Genomic DNA, 18,739 nt, shown 5'->3' with positions numbered 1-18,739 from the left:
TTTGAAGGGAAATCAGATCTTTGGTTTACAATAGGGTCCAATGAACCTGAGACTGGATTGAGACTTATGCATCGCTCAACTGCAAATCAGCTGCTTATCAAACTGGTGGATTGCGACCTCCTGCTCGACAATTGCAACGAGTTGATGTGGCGCGACAAGCTGCGCGAAACACGTATTGTTGACGCTGCGGGAAGTGAAGCGCTGGACTTGGACTTGTTGCTCTCCTACTTCTCGCAGGGCGAGGCATTCTTTGAGCTGGAATTTTCCAAGGATTGCGGTCACCGCCTGAGCGAAACGACAGAGGCGGGTGCGAACTCCCATCTCATAACTTTGCGACTTGATATTTACTATCTGGCACAGAGGTGCCGAGAAGAAGGCAATACAAGTATCGTCATCATCTCGGCTTGCCCTTGAAAATTCGCTGGGGCAGTTTTCCATTAATCGGGAACACACTTTATTCCGCAGGGTTTGAGGACTTGCCCAGCGCTTTATCGAGCTCACTGTGCAACTTTTCTTCGCTGACTTTGCGCGGCGTCGTAAACCGCATCAGCAACAGATAGGCTGCAGGTGTTACAAACAAGGTGGACAGCGTAGCAAAGCCCAAGCCTCCAACAATAACCCACCCCATCTCAATACGCGCCTCAGCGCCTGCGCCAAAGGCAATGACCAATGGCACTCCCCCTAACACCGTGGACACCACTGTCATCACGACAGGACGGAACCGTATCAGACAGGCATCGTGAATTGCCTCGAAGACCGACTTGCCTTCCTCTCTTAGTGTGTTTGCAAACTCGACGATCAGAATGCCATTTTTCGCCATCAAGCCGACCAGCAGAATAATCCCGATCTGGGAGTAAACATTGATGGAGCCTCCCGTCAGCCCGATGGAGATAATCGCGGCCGAGATACCGAAGGGAACCGTGGCCAGAATTACAAAAGCACTCATAAAACTCTCAAACTGTGCAGCTAAAACGAGAAAAACGACGAGTATTGCAAATAGGAACGTCATGTAGACATTCGAGGTGGTTTTCTCCAGAACCGCTGCCTCACTCATAAGGGTTACGTTGGTGCCTTCGGGAAGGACCTCAGCCGCAATCTCCTTCATATCTGAAATGGACTGAGCCAAATCATAACCATCATTGAGAGAAATGGTAACGGGTACAGCACGTTGCTGGGATTCACGGGTCAAGCTAGGTGCAACAGCTTCTTCCTCAATGGAAACGATGGAGGATATTGGCAACATGGTGCCATCTCTGCTTTTGACAAAGATATTCTCCAAATCCCGTGTGGAACGCATAGGTAAGCCCCCTGCCTCCATCACCATGGGAATGCCGTCATCCTCAACGAACAGATCAGCCACAGGAGAGCCGTCCAACAGCATACGCAGATTGGACGCTATGCTATCAGAGGAGAGACCAAGATCATTTGCCCGTTCCCGGTCGACACTTACGAGGAGCTGAGGCTGTGTGGTTTCATAGGAGACAGATGCAAAGCCCACATTATCGCCAAGACGGTCTTGCATTTGCTCAACTATTTCATCAGCACTTTTGGCCAGATCATCATAATTAGTTCCCGTCACAGCAAACCTCAAACCCTGACCAGCTCCGCGAATGCCCAGCGTATTTGGCTGAGCCACGCGCACCTTAAGTCCTGGGATCTGTGAGGTTTTGCGCTGAAGTTCATTGACAATCTGCTGCTGCTTGCGATCCCGATCGGCCCAATCCTGAAGGACCATAACGAGGAAACCGCGATTGACCTGCCCTCCCATGCCTATGAGACTCATGATGCTTTTTGCTTCGCCGGTATCAACGTAATTCTGGGCGATATCTTCCAGCTCAGTCATTTTGCCAGCGGTGTAATCCAGACTGGCACCTTGAGGCGTTGAGCCAATCATGAAGATGACAGATCGGTCCTCTGTCGGGGTAAGTTGCTGTGGCAGCGATGTATATTGAGATGCCCCTACCAGCACAAAGAGTGTTGCTGCTCCCAGAAGAATGAAGGGACGCCGCAAAGACCAATCCAAACTATTGGAATAGATCCGCTCTATAACAAGCCCAACACCGGAGATAACCGACCACACTGCTGAGGGTTTGTGTGTGTCCTCATAGCTTTTGGTTCGTAACAAACGCGAAGCCATCATTGGCGCAAGGGTCAGCGCAACAAATGAGGACAGCATCACGCTGATCGCCAGCACAAAACCAAACTCAGAGAACAGTTTACCGACGCTTCCCGGCAGGAATGAAATTGGGATAAAGACAGCAGCAAGGGTCACTGTCGTTGTTATGACAGCAAAGAACACTTCCCGTGTGCCCAAGATCGCCGCAGCTCTTGGCCCTTCGCCGCGATGAACACGTTTGGAAATGTTCTCCAAGACCACAATGGCATCATCAACCACCATACCTGTTGCAAGAAGCAACGCCAGAAGCGTAATAACGTTCGCGGAGAAGCCTGCCAGCCATATTCCCACCAAGGCACCGATAAGAGCAACTGGCACTGTCACAGCCGGTATGAGCGTCACACGAATGGAGCCGAGGAACAGAAACATTACACCAACAACGATGCTGGTGGACAGGAACAGAGAAAACACAACTTCTTTGATTGCACCTCCAATGAAGGTGGCATCATCGCTGCTGACGTTTATCTCAATGTCTTTCGGCAGTTGATCCTGCATACGATCGATTTCATCACGTACATTATTCGAGATCTCAATGGTATTTGAGTTTGCAGATCGAATAATGCCCATGCCAACTGCACGTTTGCCATTATAAAATGCTCCCGAAGACGCTCTTTCGGGACCATAACTTACGAAAGCAATATCACGAATTCTGGTCATGTTATTCAGTTTGACCATGCCGATTTGCTCGGCTGTCTTCACATCGGAATTTGCGCGAACAAAGAGTTCCTGATCCCCTGTTTCCAAAGACCCGCCAGAGGTATCAAGGGCGAGTTCCAATAGCACTTTACGTAGGTCGTCAGGTGTCAGACCTCTTGACGACATGGCCTGCACGTTAATTGCGATTTTAAATACAGGTGTTTGTGAACCGTAGACATCGACACTTGCAACACCGGGCACCGATGTGATGCGATCTATGATCTCATCATCTACGTACTTGCTAAGATCCTCTATCCGCATCTGATCCGATGTCACCACAAGGCGCATGACAGGATCGGCATCAGCATCAGCTTTTACAACGACGGGCGTATCGGCATCTTCTGGCAGGTTGCGTGCTGCTCCGCTGACAGCATCACGAATGTCATTGGCCGCTTCGCTGACATCAACACCATCGTTGAATTCTACTGTGATGCGGCTCCGTCCGTATTTGGAGCTTGAGGACACAGATTCGATACCTGACGTTCTGGAAATCGCCTTTTCCAAAACACTCGTGATTTCAGTGTCAGTTACCTCTGGAGGAGCGCCGGAATAGGTTGTTGTTACGGTGACCACGGGACGGTCAACGTTTGGCATTTCGCGTACTTCTACCCCAATCAGGGCAGCAATACCGGCAACAATAATAAGTAGGTTAAGTGTGATTGCTAAAACCGGACGGCGTACACAAAGGGCATAAAGTCCGCTTAGATGACTTTCCCTGTTGGATTTGTTTTCCGAGTTCATTGGGGTACCTCAGGAAGAAAGCTCTTAGGACTTATTTTGATCAGAGACAGTTTGCGAACTGCTATTTGATTGGGACTTGGCATCCTTTTTCTCTGGCCTATCTTGATCTTGTTGAGGAGCGCCATTTTTGCCATTACGCTTCCCATTGCCACTTCCTTTGCCTTTGTCAGTCTTGTCTTTGGCATCACTGACGAGAGGTGTCTCAGCATTCTCAGGCATAACCAAGTCAAATCCGGGTTCCGCCTGAAGTTCCAGCTTTGTACCGGGCCGTAGATCACGCACCGTTTCAGTCACAACGATATCGCCCGGCTTTATGGCTCCTCCTACAAGCACACGATCTGCACTGCGTTCAATAACTGTTACGTCGGCTCGCTGAGCCAGTCCGCCTTTGGCGAGCCATACATGAGGTCCGGTCCTATCCCACTTCAGTGCAATAGAGGGAACGGATGGCCATTCGTCGCCTTCCAACAAAATGCGCGCATCAAAAGCAATACCTGACCGTAGAAGATCATCTGGGTTTGCAACAGTTGCCTGCACCTTCAAGGTTCGGGAATCTGAATTGACACGGTTTTCCATCGCTGTCAGTTCGCCGTTAAACACATGACCGGGCATGGCTTCGGTCCGCAACTCAACCAAGTCTCCACGTTTGACTTTATTGGCAAAGCGCTCAGGTACAACAAACTCGACAAGGATGCTGGTTCGGTCATCCAATCCAGTTATGCGGGAGGATTGAGTAACATAGTCACCAATCTCAACATCAACGATACCTAAAATACCGTCGAAAGGCGCTTTGACCTGCCTTCGGTCCAAATCCAAGTTTGCCTTACTCAGATCCAATTGGGCCTGACTGGTGGCTGTTCGCGCATTTTGCAATTGAACACTAGAAATAGTCTGGGAAGACATCAATTGTTCGAAGCGAGATACTTGGTCTTCTGCATCCTTCAAGGCGAGCTTTGCCCGGTTAACGGAGAGTTTTTCTTCCGCATCATCCAAACGCAGAACAATATCTCCTCTGGTTACATTTGCCCCCGCCTTGAATGGAAGCGACAGTATTCGGCCAGAACTCTCAGGGAAAAGATCAGTCTTTTTTATAGCGCGGCCTGTGCCAATAGCTCTGACAAACGTATCGGTTACACCAGTGGTGACATTACGTGCTCGTGCAATAATTTGCTGGTTGCCTCCACCACGCTTACCACCTTTACCTCGCATTTGAGCCGAGCCCTGCACTGCGACTTGGGGAGCGTCAGAAGGCCAGAGCGTCAATCCAACAGATGACAAAATAGGAACGGGTTTTGAGAACAGCACTGGATTGCCAACATACAAACCAGCCACGCCGATACCAGCGACGATCAGACCAACTTTTACAGCCTGCCAAGAACGGGACATTAAAACCCTACTCCTACACAATATTGCAGTGCTTTTGGCTATTCAGACTCACCTAGTTCATAGAGAGCCTCTTGGCGGTTTAAGCATGCTTCAAGGAACACTTTAGAGGAGAGTGTTTTACATTGCTTTTGTGAGACATGTGCATTTTGAAGTTTGTAAAAACGTAACGACATTTTTTAAAACAGCGGATTGCTACAAGTTGTTACACATTCCCTCTGTTATCCAAGGGCGGATACACAAAAGGCCTGATGATTACACCAGGCCTTCTTGCACATTTGTTGTTTTCCTAAGCAGATTATACGCTTAAAGGTTCAACCGGGTTATCCGCAGGACGAACAATAACGCGAGACCCATTCGGTACGCGGTTATAAAGATCAATCACATCCTGATTGAGCAAGCGAATACAGCCACTGGATACATTCTTGCCGATGGACCAATGCTCGTTGGTTCCGTGCAGGCGATAAAGCGTATCTTTGCCGTCACTAAACAGGTAAAGCGCGCGTGCGCCGAGCGGGTTTTCGATCCCTGGAGCCATACCATTGCGGAATTCTTCCAGCTCAGGTTGTCGCGCAATCATATCCGCAGGAGGTGTCCAGCGCGGCCACTGCCTTTTGTACTGCATGACCGCATCGCCGTTCCATCCAAAACCGGCACGACCAACACCAACACCGTATCGCATTGCAGTTCCATCACCACGGACAAGGTACAAAAAGCGATTGCCCGGATCGACAACAATTGAACCACCCGGTTCGTTGCCTGGGTAGTTGACGACCTGTCTCAGGTATTTGCCATCGCTGATCTGTGCCAGATTGACAGCGGGAATCGGAAATTTTTCATCCGGAATTGGCCCGTAGATTGTTTTGTAATAAGGATCCTGCCGAAGATCCGCTAGCTTTGCGGGTTTTAGAGAATTTGTTGTTTGACACCCTGCTAATGCAAGAGCAGCAGATCCAATTACAAATCCGCGTCTGGACAAACTAACCTTGTCGCAATGTCTAACCTTCTCGGCAGTAGCATTCAAAAAGCTCATGGTCACCCTATTATCGTTCCTTAAATTAGATTGCCGATAAGGCTGCAATAAGCATACCGCACAGCCGAATTACGTTTGTCACTAGTCTCTATCAATATCTAGTTGAGGAAGACAGGTGGTCACGACAATTTGAACCTATGCATTATTCACTACATAGTTTCAAAGGACGTGCTCAAAGGAGCCAATAGTGAGTATCTCAGGCGTGCAAATGGCTGTATTGCGGCCAGTTCAAGATTAAAATGACTTTTCTACACACCAGACCATTACGCACTCACTTTACACAGGGCGCACCTATTCGAACGCTGGTTTTGCACGTTTATGGCTTGTGGTGTTCATGCCAATGATTTGCAATATCGATGCGTCGCGGAATCCAAACATCTGGCTTACTCGCCACATAATCCATAAAACGAACAAGGGCAGCTGTCCGTCCCGGCCTACCGGCTAAGCGGCAATGAAGTCCGACCGACATCATTTTAGGTGACCCGTCTTGCCCCTCCTCATAAAGGGTATCAAAGCTGTCTTTGAGGTATGTATAAAACTGATCACCACTGTTGAAGCCCTGCGCTGTCGCAAAGCGCATGTCATTGGTATCCAACGTGTATGGAATGATGAGATGCGGCCCTTTAGGCCCCTCTACCCAATAAGGAAGATCGTCTGCGTAACTATCCGAGCTGTAAAGGAAACCACCCTCTTCCATAATCATTGGCAGTGTATTGATTGATGTTCGTCCGGTGTACCACCCCAATGGGCGCTCGCCAGTGACTTCTTTATGGATCTGGATTGCTTGTTCCATATGCCAGCGTTCTTCCACCACTGAGAAGTTTTTGTATTCAATCCACTTCAAGCCATGGGATGCAATTTCCCAGTTTGCCTCCATCATAGCAGCAACAACGTCGGGGTTCCTTTCCAACGCAGTGGCAACGCCATAACATGTTACCGGCATATTGCGATTTGTGAACAAGCGCCACAAACGCCAGAAGCCAGCACGAGACCCATACTCATAAATGGACTCCATATTCATGTGTCGCTGGTTTAACCAGGAATCTGCACCGACAATCTCCGACAAAAAAGCTTCGGACCCGGCGTCTCCATGAAGAATATTGTTTTCACCGCCCTCTTCATAGTTGATGACAAATTGAAGAGCGATTTTTGCGTCGTTTGGCCATTGGGGATCCGGCGGGGTTTTGCCGTAGCCAATCATATCACGGGAATAATTCATCATTGAAATACCTTAATAGACATTAGTCCCAGGCAGTTCACCTCAAAACAGCAAGACAAAACAAGTGGAATTGTGCGAAATCCAGCGCATAACCGGGAAAAACAGAACGTAAATCACGCAACTTGTGATGCACAACATATTAAATGACAGCCTTTTTACTAAATTTGATGGAGGCCTATTGAAATCTCTTTGGTCTTAAACAATTTGAGTAGAAAGGGAGATGACGTAGCGCACCTTGTTACAATTCTACGTTTGACAGCTTTTCAAAGTTTAAGTAAATAAGTTTATATATCGAGCGGATATATATCGGGAAAGATTATACTTTTGCCTCATCTCGATAAAAAACAATTAAATTCAGCATCTTAGCTGAATTTCGGAATTCACTTTTACTTTTTACTCTCAACGCCATGTGGTGAATAATGAGCACGCGAAAATTTTGTCTTGCCATATTGTCCAGCGGGGATGCCACTGGATACGAAATTCGCAAGACAGCTCAAGAAGGGCACTTCAGCCATTACATTGAGGCAAGCTACGGGTCAATTTACCCATCGCTCGCTAAAATGGAACAGGAAGGGCTTGTCACTTGGCGAGAAGAAACCTCACCTGGAAAACCTTCCCGAAAGATCTATTCAATCACACAAACCGGGCGTGATGCTTTCGTTGAAGAGCTTTCGCAGACCCCCGTTGAAGATCTGTTTAGATCACCGTTCCTGCTTCTTGCCCGTTATTGCAAATGGGTAGGAGCTGATTTCATCTCAAGAGAAATCGACCTCCGCGTGGAACATCTGGAATTCAAGATTGGGGCCTTGAAGGTACAACTCGAGCAATGTTGTGATCCAGCCACCGCATGGACCATGGATTATGGCGTAGCCACACTCAGTGCATCCTTAAATTTTTTAAAAATGAACCGAAGCAAACTTGAGCGCGTTGCAAGTGAACGCACCTCCCATATTCAAGCTGCTGAATAGACGCCCAAAATCGGCGGAGAGAAAAATGGCAATTCGATTTTCACATATTCTGGCATTGGGGCTTACAGCCGGAATCGGTTTCTGGATGGCGACCGGCACATCTGTTGTGATGGGTCAGAGCAATGGTGATGATGGCACACCACCGCCAGCAGAACGGTTAAAAGAAAAAGGCTCTGTTCCTTTTGCTGTTCAGGTTAAAACATTCAAAGCAACCATGCGCACTCCATATTTGGAAATGCGCGGTCGCACACAGGCTGATACCCGTGTTGAGGTTCATGCTGAAACTTCGGGCGTTATTCTTAAACGCCCTGTGAGTGAAGGCATGTTTGTACGTAAAGGCGACTTGCTCTGCTCTATTGAACGCGGCGCAAGAGAAGCGCGCGTTTTGCAGGCAAATGCAGCTCTGGCTCAGGCAAACATTGACTATGAAGCCGCTAATAAGCTGAACAACAAGGGCTTTTCCGCAACGAACCGTGTTGTAGGATTTAAAGCTGCAAGAGATGCTGCCAAAGCGCAATTGCAGGAAGCAGAGATCGAATTGGATCGTACAAATATTCGCGCTCCAATTGATGGCATCATTGAAACGCCTCTGACTGAAGTCGGCGCCATGCTAGGTATAGGCAAGGCTTGTGCTACGATCATGGCTCCTGATCCAATGCTTGCTATTGGTGCTGTTTCTGAATCTAACATTCAATCTGTTAAGCTTGGTCAAAGCGCTGAGGTTTCTCTCGTTACGGGCCAGAATGTGGAAGGCAAAGTGAGCTATATTGCCAGCTCTGCAGATCCTAACACCCGTACCTTCCGTGTTGAAGTTGAACTGCCAAACCCTGACTTCGAGCTCAGAGATGGCGTCACAACTCGCACGCAGCTTCGCCTCACTGATGAGCTGGCGCACTTCCTTTCTCCAGGTATTTTGACACTGGCAGACAATGGCAACATTGGTCTTCGCGGTGTTGATGCTGACAACAAAGTTATCTTCTACCCTATTGAGATTATTGGCGGAGATACACAGGGTGTCTGGCTTAAAGGCCTCCCGGAAGAAGTGACTGTTATTACAGTCGGGCAGGATTTTGTAAGCGAAGGACGGATTGTACAGCCCGTTTTTGAGACCGTGGAGATTTCACAATGATATCTATGCTGGAAGGGGTGCTTCAGCGCCCTAAAACAGTTTTCATTCTCATGGTCTTCATGGTGATTGCGGGCATTATGTCCTACATCGCCATTCCTAAAGAAGCCGCTCCAGATATTGACGTTCCGGTATTTTATGTTTCCATCGGTCAGTCAGGTATTTCTCCTGAAGATGGCGCACGCCTTATCGGCCAGCCAATGGAAACTGAGCTTCGCGGGCTTGAAGGCCTCAAGGAGATCACCACAGTTGCCTCTGAAGGCCACGTGGGTATTTTGCTTGAGTTTGATATCAGTATTGATAAGGACAAAGCCCTCACGGACGTTCGTGAAAAAGTTGATACGGCAAAGGCGAAAATTCCATCTGACGCCAACGAACCTTCTGTAAGCTCCTTCAATATGGCGCTTCAGCCAACCATAACAATCGCACTTGCCGGCGATGTTCCTGAACGGACTCTCTATAAGATTTCTCAGCGTCTGAAAGATTCCATTGAGGCCATTGCTTCGGTCAAAGAAGTGGAGCTTACCGGTCAGCGCGAAGAGTTGATGGAAGTCGTTATTGATACGCTCAAGATGGAAAGCTATTCCATCAGCCAGAGTGAGTTGATCAATGCATTGAGAATGAACAACCAGCTCATTCCTGCTGGTTTCATTGATGGCGGCGCAGGTCGTTTTAACATCAAGGTTCCCGGCCTCATTCTTGGTGCCGATGATGTGTATTCGTTGCCCGTGAAACAGTTTGGTGAAGGTGTTGTCACTCTTGGCGATGTGGCAACCATCAAACGGACTTTCAAAGACCCAAGCACTTTTACATTGGTGAATGGCCAACCTGCCATTTCTCTGGATGTAATTAAGCGCATTGGCGAAAATATTATCGAGAACAACGCAGCTGTTCGCGCCACGGTAGAGGAAGTTACAAAGGATTTACCGAGCACGATCTCAGTCAGCTACATGCTGGATGAGTCCGATAATATTTTCCAGACCTTGAGCTCTCTTGAATCTTCCATCATGACGGCAATTTTTCTCGTTATGGTCGTTGTCATTGCCGCACTTGGTCTGCGATCAGCCATACTGGTTGGTCTAGCTATCCCGACATCCTTTATGCTGGGCTTCCTTACGTTGACCAGTCTTGGCATGACCGTGAATACGATGGTTATGTTCGGTCTTGTGTTAACCGTCGGCATGCTGGTTGATGGTGCTATTGTTATGGTTGAGTATGCTGACCGTAAGGCTGCCGAAGGCATGCCTCCACGGGATGCATATATCCGTGCTGCAAAGCTCATGTTCTGGCCGATCGTTTCGTCTACCGCGACAACTCTTGCAGCGTTCCTGCCTATGTTGATGTGGCCCGGTGTTCCTGGCGAATTTATGAGTTATTTGCCGATCATGGTGATCATCATTCTGTCGGGTTCGCTCCTGACGGCTATGGTGTTTTTACCGGTTACCGGCGGCATTTTGGCTTATGTGTTTGCGATGTTTGGCAAATATGGAGAGTACATTCTTGCTGGTCTTACGGCACTAATACTGGCCGTAATCGCTTCTTCCCTCACACCCCTCGTGGCTATTCTGGGAGCTTTGTCCAAGCTTGTCGGGCTTGTTGTCTTTTTTGCAGCCTTTTTCCCGGCCCTGAAACTTTTCAGGCCGATCCTCAACTATTCGCGTGCACGCGCTGAGCGTCGCAAAACTGAAGAGATAGCAGCTGCAAAAGTTTTTTCTGCTGCTGGTCGGTTTGAAGTCTCAAAACTTACGGGGATCACTCGAGTTTACATAGGTATTCTGGAAGTGCTCGTCCGCAAATGGTGGGCTGGTGTCCTGACAATCGTAACCATGGTGATTATCTGTGGTGTGATTTTGTTCAGTTTTATGGCCAACAACGCTGGTACTCAATTCTTCATCGACGAAGAGCCTGAGTCTGGTCGGTTTTATGTGACTGCACGCGGTAACATGTCTGCGAACGAGGCTCTCTTGCTGGTTCAAAAGGTTGATGCGATCATCCTTACCGAACCGGGCATTCAGAATGTAGTTACCAGAGCTTTCCCGGCAGGTGTCCGTGGCGGCGGCGGCAACAATGCTCCAGCTGATCTAATCGGTTCCATCGACATTGAGTTTGCCGACTTCTGCTGTCGTCTTCCTGCGCAGGATATTTTCAACAGCATCCGCGCAAAAACGTCTCTGTTACCGGGTATTAAAACCGAATCCAGAAAGGTTGAAGGCGGCCCACCAACAGGTAAAGACATTCAACTTCAGATCAGCTCAAATGATTATGATGCTGCTGTCGCTGCAACTACGCGTATTCGAGATTACTTGGATACAGTTGAAGGTCTTCGCGACCAGGAGGATAGCCGTCCTATCCCGGGTATTGATTGGGAGCTCACTATCGACCGCGAAAAAGCAGCTCGTTATAAAGCTGATATTGCTGCTGTTGGGGCTATGGTTCAGCTGGTTACCAATGGTGTTTTGATTGGGGACTACCGCCCGTCAGACTCTGAGGATGAAGTTGATATCCGTGTTCGCCTTCCAAAGCGAGAACGTACTCTTGATAAGTTCGAAGAACTTAGACTTCAGACACCCCTTGGTCTGGTTCCCCTTTCCAACTTTATGAAACGGACTCCAAAGCAAAAAGTAGCCAGCATTACGCGTCGTGACGGACAGTTTTCACTGGATGTAAAAGCAGGGGTTAATCAGGACGATTTCCTTATCACCGAGAAGGAAAAGGAAATTAAACAATGGTTGGACGCACAGACATGGCCTGATGGGGTGTTCTACAAGTTCCGCGGTGCGAATGAAGAACAAGCCAAATCACAAGCCTTCCTGATGAAGGCACTGATTGGCGCTCTGTTCTTAATGTTCATCATTTTGCTCACCCAGTACAACAGCTTTTATCAAAGCTTCCTGACCCTCTCGACTGTGGTGATGAGCGTCTTTGGTGTGTTGCTGGGTATGATTGTTACAGGACAGAAGTTCTCTATCATCATGACTGGTACGGGCATTGTGGCACTGGCAGGTATTGTGGTGAACAATGCTATCGTTCTCATCGATACTTACAACCGCTTCAGAGAGGATGGACAAGATCCGATTGATGCGGCGCTCAGAACCAGTGCGCAGCGTGTTCGCCCAGTGATGCTGACAACGATCACGACAATTGCGGGCCTCATTCCAATGGCAACGCAGATCAGTTTTGATTTTGCCAATCAGGTCACAACATTCGGTAGCGTGACGGCAAGTTGGTGGGTACAGCTTTCAACAGCGGTTATCTCCGGCCTCGCCTTCTCGACATTGCTGACCCTTATCGTGATACCGATCTCGCTGGTCATGCCGCTGCATCTTTCCACTCTTGGGCGAGCGATTATGCACTGGTGGACTATGCGTAATTCAAACGATCAGTATGCAGGTGCAAGCGGCCTAGCCGATCTGAAGGAACCAATGTTTGAGGACAATGAGCCGGTAGATGCTATCAAGAAGGTTTCTGAAGCAGCTGAATAAGCCTTGCACATAAGCCGGAAAAACAATCAAAGGGCTGCTCATGCAGCCCTTTTTTGTGGTTATAGCAACTCAATGAAGCTGGGAGCTGGGAGCTGGGAGCTGGGAGCTGGGAGCTGGGAGCTGGGAGCTGGGAGCTGGGAGCTGGGAGCTGGGAGCTGGGAGCTGGGAGCTGGGAGCTGGGAGCTGGGAGCTGGGAGCTGGGAGCTGGGAGCTGGGAGCTGGGAGCTGGGAGCTGGGAGCTGGGAGCTGGGAGCTGGGTTGCCTCCTCCTCATGCGAAGGTCAACAAAAAAGGGCCATGGTACAAACCACGGCCCTTTAGATAATCACCTACAGGATACTTAGTCTTTGTCTTGGCTGGCAGGCTTTTGTTTATCTGGCACACCGGCTTTATCTAGGTTTTCCAGATTGGCCTTATGAGATCCGCCAGTTTCAGAGAGGCTTTCCTCTTCAATAACCGTGCTGACAACATCACAATCAGCATGGGATCCTTTCTCGGCCTTACAATGGGCGCGATGTGACCGCCATGCAAACGGGATAGATGCCAAGTAGCCGGTACTGATAAAGGCAAGACATTCAAACGGGTAGCTTGCACCAAGGGCCACAATGCCAACCGCAATGACAAAGAGTGGCAACACCCATTCGCGGCGGATATGCGTTCCAACCTGTTTACCGGAATATGTCGGCAGCTGACTCACCATCAACAGGCCAATAAACATGGTGTAAAGCGCAACGGGCAAAGCCAACTCGTTCCAATGCGGCACACCCAAACGTTCCAGATAGATAGGCAGCAGAACCGTTAGCGCGCCTGCGGGAGCAGGAACACCAGTAAAGAACTTGTTGGTCCACTTAGCTTTATTCGGATCATCCAGCGCCACGTTAAATCGCGCCAGACGCAGTGCCATGCAGATGGAAAACAGAAGTGCTGCAATCCAACCCAATGAGCTGGCATCTTCCAACATCCATGCATAAAGTATGATGCCCGGAGCAACACCAAAGTTCACAAAGTCAGCAAGCGAATCCAATTCCGCGCCAAACTTTGATGTTCCTTTGAGCATGCGAGCGACACGGCCATCTAAGGCGTCCAAAATGGCTGCCAGAAAAATCGCAGCGATTGCCAGATCCCACCGATCCTCCATGGCCATACGGATTGCAGTTAGCCCTGAACACAATGCCAGCAAGGTGACAACATTCGGCAAGACAATGCGAAGAGGTATACGCTTTCGCATGGTCCCCTTTTTCTCATTCTCAGATTGACCGCCCGGTTCATAGGGAGGAAATGGATTAGACACGCTATACTACCTTAAGAAACGCGGGCAACGACGTCGCCTGCTTCTTCATCTTTTAAATTTGCCAGAATGCTTTCACCAGCAATCATGGTCTGGCCAAGTGCGACCTGTGGTTTGGTTCCCAGTGGCAGATATACATCTAATCGGGAGCCAAAGCGAATAAGGCCAAACCGATCACCAGCTGAGATGTTTTCGCCTTCTTTGACGAAACAAACAATACGGCGTGCTACGAGGCCTGCAATTTGCACAACACCAATACGAGCGGTATCGTTTTCGATGATCAGACCGTTGCGTTCATTATGCTCACTCGCTTTGTCCAGCTCTGCATTGAGGAATTTACCGGCCTTATAAGCCATGCGAGTAATCTGCCCAGACATAGGGGCCCGGTTCACATGGCAATTGAATACGTTCATAAAGATACACACACGCATCATAGGCTGATCGCCAAGGTCCAGCTCACGCGGAGGAATAACAGCGCCCATAAGACAGACGGTTCCATCTGCTGGGGAAACAATTAGTCCCTCTTTAACTGGCGTTACGCGTTGCGGGTCGCGGAAAAAGTAGCAAGTCCATCCTGTGAGGAACAGGCCGATCCAGAATAGAGGCGACCAGAACCATCCCAGAATGATGGTTAGCACAGCGGCAATCGCAATAAACGGGTGACCTTCTTTATGAATAGGAACCAGCGTCTTGGAAATCGTGTCCGCCAGAGACATCTTTACCACCTTTGTTAAAGTTGAGGGATTCAGCTATTGAACCCCTCAGACGTTAAATTTCTGCCCATAGAGCAACTCAAAGAGATCAGCGCAAGCAAGTGTAACGAGTTTAAACAGAGATTCCCCTGATTGCTCGCATTACACGGGCTTCAACACACTACTTTTTCTTGTTTAGGTCTTCGATTTCGCTTTCTTCAGCACTTTTGCCCCTTGAGATGAACCCTTCGTCGTTTTCACGAATTTCAGCAAGACGCGCTTCCGCTTCGCTGACTTCGCGCTGACGGTTCCACATGGATGCATAAAGGCCGTTTTTAGCAAGCAATTCGGCATGAGTGCCCTGCTCTACAGCTTCCCCGGCTTTGAGCACAAGGATCAGATCGGCATTCACAACCGTTGAGAGCCTATGTGCGATAACCAATGTGGTTCGGTCCTTGGACACCAGATCCAGCGCAGACTGAATTTCCTGCTCTGTATGTGTATCCAAAGCAGAGGTTGCCTCATCTAAAATGAGAATTGGTGGGCTTTTCAAAATGGTTCGCGCAATGGCGACACGTTGTTTTTCTCCGCCTGAGAGTTTCAGACCTCGCTCGCCAACTTCACTTTGGTAGCCGCCGGGTAGCGCTTCAATGAAACTGTCGATCTGAGCCAGTTTTGCTGCTTCTCTCACTTCTTCATCACTGGCACCAACCCGGCCATAGCGAATGTTGTAGCCAATATTGTCATTAAAGAGAACGGTATCCTGCGGAACCATGCCAATGTTGTTACGAAGAGATTTCTGTGTGACATCTCGAACATCGCGTCCATCAATGGTGATACGGCCTGATGTTACATCATAAAACCTGAACAACAGACGCGAGATGGTAGACTTGCCAGCACCAGATGGGCCAACAATCGCGAGTGTGCTTCCAGCTGGAACTTCGAAATTGACACCTTTGAGGATCGGGCGATCTTCGTCATAATAAAAATACACATCCTCAAAGCGGATGGTGGCTTCCTTCACCTTCAGATTTTCAGCCAGAGGGTCATCCTGAATTTCAGGTTCCACTGCAAGTACAGAGAACATCGCCTCCAGATCAGCAATACCCTGACGAATTTCACGGTAGATGAAGCCAATGAAGTTCAACGGTACAGACAGTTGCATCAGCAACGCGTTGATCATGACGAAATCGCCAATGCTTTGCTCGCCGCGCTGTATGGCCATTGCGGACATAGCCATACAGGTTGTCACGCCGGCACCAAGAATGAGAGCCTGTCCAAAATTCAACCAAGACAGGGTCACCCATGTTTTGATGGCGGCCCGCTCATACCCGCGCATGGCTTTGTCAAAACGTCCGCGCTCCATGTCTTCGTTGCCGAAGTACTTCACGGTTTCAAAATTGAGAAGGCTATCGACAGCTTTAGAGTTTGCATCATTGTCAGCGTTGTTCATATCACGGCGGATCTGAATACGCTTATCCGAGGCAACCACCGTGTAATACACGTATGTGAAGACTGTTAGTGCCACCACCACAACATACCAAACGCCGAACTGGAACCAGATGACGGCGGCCATCATCGCAAATTCCACGACTGTTGGAATGCCGCTCAAGATAGTAAATCGTACGATGCCTTCAATACCCTTCACACCGCGGTCAATGACACGTGTTAAGCCACCGGTTCGGCGAGAGAGATGGTAGCGCAAGGATAGCGCGTGCAAATGCATAAATGTGAGATTAGCGAGTTCTCGAACAGCATGAAGACCAACGCTTGAAAAGATTGCATCTCTTATCTGGTTAAAGCCAACAGCCATTGTGCGGGCTACATTGTAGGCCACGACCAACATGATTGGTGCGACCAGAATTGGCGGCAACCAATCCGGAAGAACACCATTTGCGGTCAAAGCGTCTGTTGCCCAAGCATAAAGGTAGGGCGCGAAAACAGTTATGATCTTTGCGACTATCAATGCTGCGAGAGCCCAGATAACGCGTTTTCTCAGATCTGGCCTTGCCTCAGGCCACATATATACCCAAAGAGTTTTGAGTGAACGAAGCAGGCCTTTGTCGTCTGCATCCAACACAGGTGGCGAATTCACCTGCTGCTTTTTCTTTGTTGCAGTCATGCTTGTGCCTTGTTGCCCAGCAGGTCCCGATGAACACTGGAACGGTTTAGCGAATTAGGAATATTAATCAGAAGGCTAACGATATTTACAAAATCGCTTGCTGTCCGATTGGAAAACGGTCATTGTGCCGCAATTTTTTGGATCGCAAACCAGAGAAAGCGCCGGATTATCCATCCGGCGCTTTCCTAAATTTTGATCTGGAAAGCTTTCTCTTCTTAAATAGGACTTTAAGAGAGAAGAATCTAGATCAGTTATTAATTGTTTTCCAATTCAGGTCCGCAACAGGCAGCATGAACACTTGCCCAGGGTAAATCAGATCAGGATTTCGGATCTGTTTGTTGTTTGCCTGATAAATTGTCGTATAGCGCGTGCCCTGCCCGTACAAACGGCGGGAGATGCTCCAAAGGTTATCGCCGCGGCGGATAATTACGTTTGGCAACTCACCAATACCAGCGGTCGCAGAACTGCCACGTGAGCCAGATCCTTCCGCTACCAAGCGGACTGGGATCATGATCACATCGTTCTCGCCTTTGGTAAAGACAACCTCGGCACGAGCTTCTACTTTACCTTCGATGCTTCCCACCTTGTCGGCACGAACCTCAACTTCACCAGCAGGGATAGCTTTTTCGGCTTCAAGAAGCCAGCGACCTTCCGTATTGGTTTTGACTTCACCCACCAACTCTTTGCCAACGTAAACGCGCACTTGGGAGCCCGGCTCACTTTCACCAGCGACAAAGACTTTGCCTTTTTCACTCTCAACCGCTTTAACGGCCAGTTGAGATTCTTGCGTCGCAACAGGTTCAACTGCAGCGATGGTTTGTTCAGTGTTTGGAGTGGCGATCGCGGTTTCAACTGGCTGTTCAACAGGAGCAGGAGTTTGCTCTGTTGCGACTGCGACTTCTGATGCTGCTTTTGGCACGCCTGCCTCTGTGGATGATTCAACAGCAACTTGAACTGGTGCTGCAGGTTGCTCAATGGACTTTTCGGCAGCAGCTGGAGTTGTTTTCACGTCTGCGGCCACAGTCTCATTTTGAATCGCAGTCTCAGTCTTCATCTGAGGGGTAACTGAAACCTCAGATTTTGGCTTATCGTTTTTCACCAGTATGACTGGCTCAGCTACAGCTGGTGTTTCTGGCAGTTGCAAAATCTTTGAAGGAGCATCAGGTTCATTCAGAACAACCAGAACTTCACCAGACTTGTCTTCAGGCACTGAGACTGCAATATGCTGAGTGGAATCACTCTTCTCTTGCGTCTCCTGATTGACGGCTTCCAGACTCACATCGTGATCGCCTGGCTTTAGAGGCTGCTCGAGAACAATAGCGAATTCACCGCGATTGTTTGCAATGCCCTTACCGATGACATCCCCATTAGAAATGAGGGCAATAATTGATCCTGCTTCAGCTTGACCTGCAACAACCGCATCGCCTGATGGCTCCACGCGCATCACATCAAAGCTTGGGACATTGCTTGTGGTCACCGCCGTGGTATCCACATTTACGTCCACCTCAGGAGCAGTTTCTGCTTTTTCTTTCTGAGAGTTGGACGAATTAAGCTGTACTTTACCGTTTGCAGCAGCCTGCAGTTTTGCGACAGCTTTTTCAGCTTCGGCAACGACTGAAGTCTCTTCTTTGCTCAGGTAGTACGCCCCTGCACCTATTGCGCCCGCAGCAACAACTACAGCAACGGTCAGCAACAAGTTCATCCCTGTTTTCGACATGGTTCTCAATTGCTCCTCAAGCAACGCCAATGTCCGCTCGACATGGCATGCTTAGATATTAATCATATTGTCTGGTCGCCTATTTTGTTCAACACAA

Annotated in this window: 12 protein-coding genes; 4 read left to right on the top strand and 8 right to left on the bottom strand. The window is 48.9% G+C overall.

The window, feature by feature from the left end; translation table 11 throughout:
- The first annotated feature begins 66 nt into the window (after window positions 1–66).
- Window positions 67–414, top strand: a complete 348-nt coding sequence (locus tag BLS62_RS09780) for a hypothetical protein (protein WP_093179959.1) — start codon at window positions 67–69, stop codon at window positions 412–414.
- A 40-nt stretch (window positions 415–454) separates the two neighbouring features.
- Here BLS62_RS09780 and BLS62_RS09775 read toward each other — a convergent pair whose 3' ends face one another.
- The 4 genes from BLS62_RS09775 to puuE all read right to left on the bottom strand — a co-directional run bounded on the left by BLS62_RS09775 (window position 455) and on the right by puuE (window position 7,251).
- Entirely contained in the window at window positions 455–3,613 is a 3,159-nt protein-coding gene (locus BLS62_RS09775) for an efflux RND transporter permease subunit (protein ID WP_093179956.1), read from the bottom strand.
- A 24-nt stretch (window positions 3,614–3,637) separates the two neighbouring features.
- The gene (locus BLS62_RS09770) at window positions 3,638–4,999 is read right to left on the bottom strand and encodes an efflux RND transporter periplasmic adaptor subunit (protein WP_093179953.1); all 1,362 of its coding nucleotides are present in this window, start codon (window positions 4,997–4,999) and stop codon (window positions 3,638–3,640) included.
- A gap of 295 nt (window positions 5,000–5,294) precedes the next feature.
- Window positions 5,295–6,029, bottom strand: a complete 735-nt coding sequence (locus BLS62_RS09765; protein WP_208990788.1) for a L,D-transpeptidase — start codon at window positions 6,027–6,029, stop codon at window positions 5,295–5,297.
- Between the two features lie 316 nt (window positions 6,030–6,345).
- Window positions 6,346–7,251 (bottom strand): allantoinase PuuE, encoded by a 906-nt coding sequence (gene puuE, locus BLS62_RS09760; protein WP_093179950.1) that lies wholly within the window; start codon window positions 7,249–7,251, stop codon window positions 6,346–6,348.
- Window positions 7,252–7,667: 416 nt separating this feature from the next.
- Between puuE and BLS62_RS09755 the strand changes: the two genes are divergently transcribed.
- Genes BLS62_RS09755 through BLS62_RS09745 form a run of 3 tightly spaced genes read left to right on the top strand, consistent with a single transcriptional unit; the run spans window position 7,668 to window position 12,824 of the window.
- Window positions 7,668–8,216, top strand: a complete 549-nt coding sequence (locus BLS62_RS09755; protein WP_208990787.1) for a PadR family transcriptional regulator — start codon at window positions 7,668–7,670, stop codon at window positions 8,214–8,216.
- Window positions 8,217–8,241: 25 nt separating this feature from the next.
- On the top strand, window positions 8,242–9,345 hold the full coding sequence (locus tag BLS62_RS09750; RefSeq protein ID WP_093179947.1) for an efflux RND transporter periplasmic adaptor subunit: 1,104 nt from the start codon (window positions 8,242–8,244) through the stop codon (window positions 9,343–9,345).
- On the top strand, window positions 9,342–12,824 hold the full coding sequence (locus BLS62_RS09745; RefSeq protein ID WP_093179944.1) for an efflux RND transporter permease subunit: 3,483 nt from the start codon (window positions 9,342–9,344) through the stop codon (window positions 12,822–12,824). The genes BLS62_RS09750 and BLS62_RS09745 overlap by 4 nt, the downstream gene beginning before the upstream one ends.
- A gap of 339 nt (window positions 12,825–13,163) precedes the next feature.
- Here the strand turns inward: BLS62_RS09745 and pssA are convergent, their stop codons facing one another.
- From pssA to BLS62_RS09720, 4 genes are all read right to left on the bottom strand, one after another.
- Complete coding sequence (pssA, locus tag BLS62_RS09735; RefSeq protein ID WP_093179938.1) at window positions 13,164–14,114, bottom strand: CDP-diacylglycerol--serine O-phosphatidyltransferase; 951 nt, start codon at window positions 14,112–14,114, stop codon at window positions 13,164–13,166.
- 11 nt (window positions 14,115–14,125) lie between these two features.
- Window positions 14,126–14,836, bottom strand: coding sequence for a phosphatidylserine decarboxylase (locus BLS62_RS09730; RefSeq protein ID WP_280141833.1), 711 nt, complete (start codon window positions 14,834–14,836; stop codon window positions 14,126–14,128).
- 148 nt (window positions 14,837–14,984) lie between these two features.
- The gene (locus BLS62_RS09725) at window positions 14,985–16,898 is read right to left on the bottom strand and encodes an ABCB family ABC transporter ATP-binding protein/permease (RefSeq protein WP_208991146.1); all 1,914 of its coding nucleotides are present in this window, start codon (window positions 16,896–16,898) and stop codon (window positions 14,985–14,987) included.
- Between the two features lie 274 nt (window positions 16,899–17,172).
- Window positions 17,173–18,642 (bottom strand): LysM peptidoglycan-binding domain-containing protein, encoded by a 1,470-nt coding sequence (locus tag BLS62_RS09720; RefSeq protein ID WP_093179928.1) that lies wholly within the window; start codon window positions 18,640–18,642, stop codon window positions 17,173–17,175.
- Window positions 18,643–18,739: the final 97 nt, after the last annotated feature.

This window comes from Pseudovibrio sp. Tun.PSC04-5.I4 (assembly GCF_900104145.1).
Taxonomy (GTDB): Bacteria; Pseudomonadota; Alphaproteobacteria; order Rhizobiales; family Stappiaceae; genus Pseudovibrio.
This window is presented reverse-complemented; position numbering and strand designations above follow the sequence as displayed.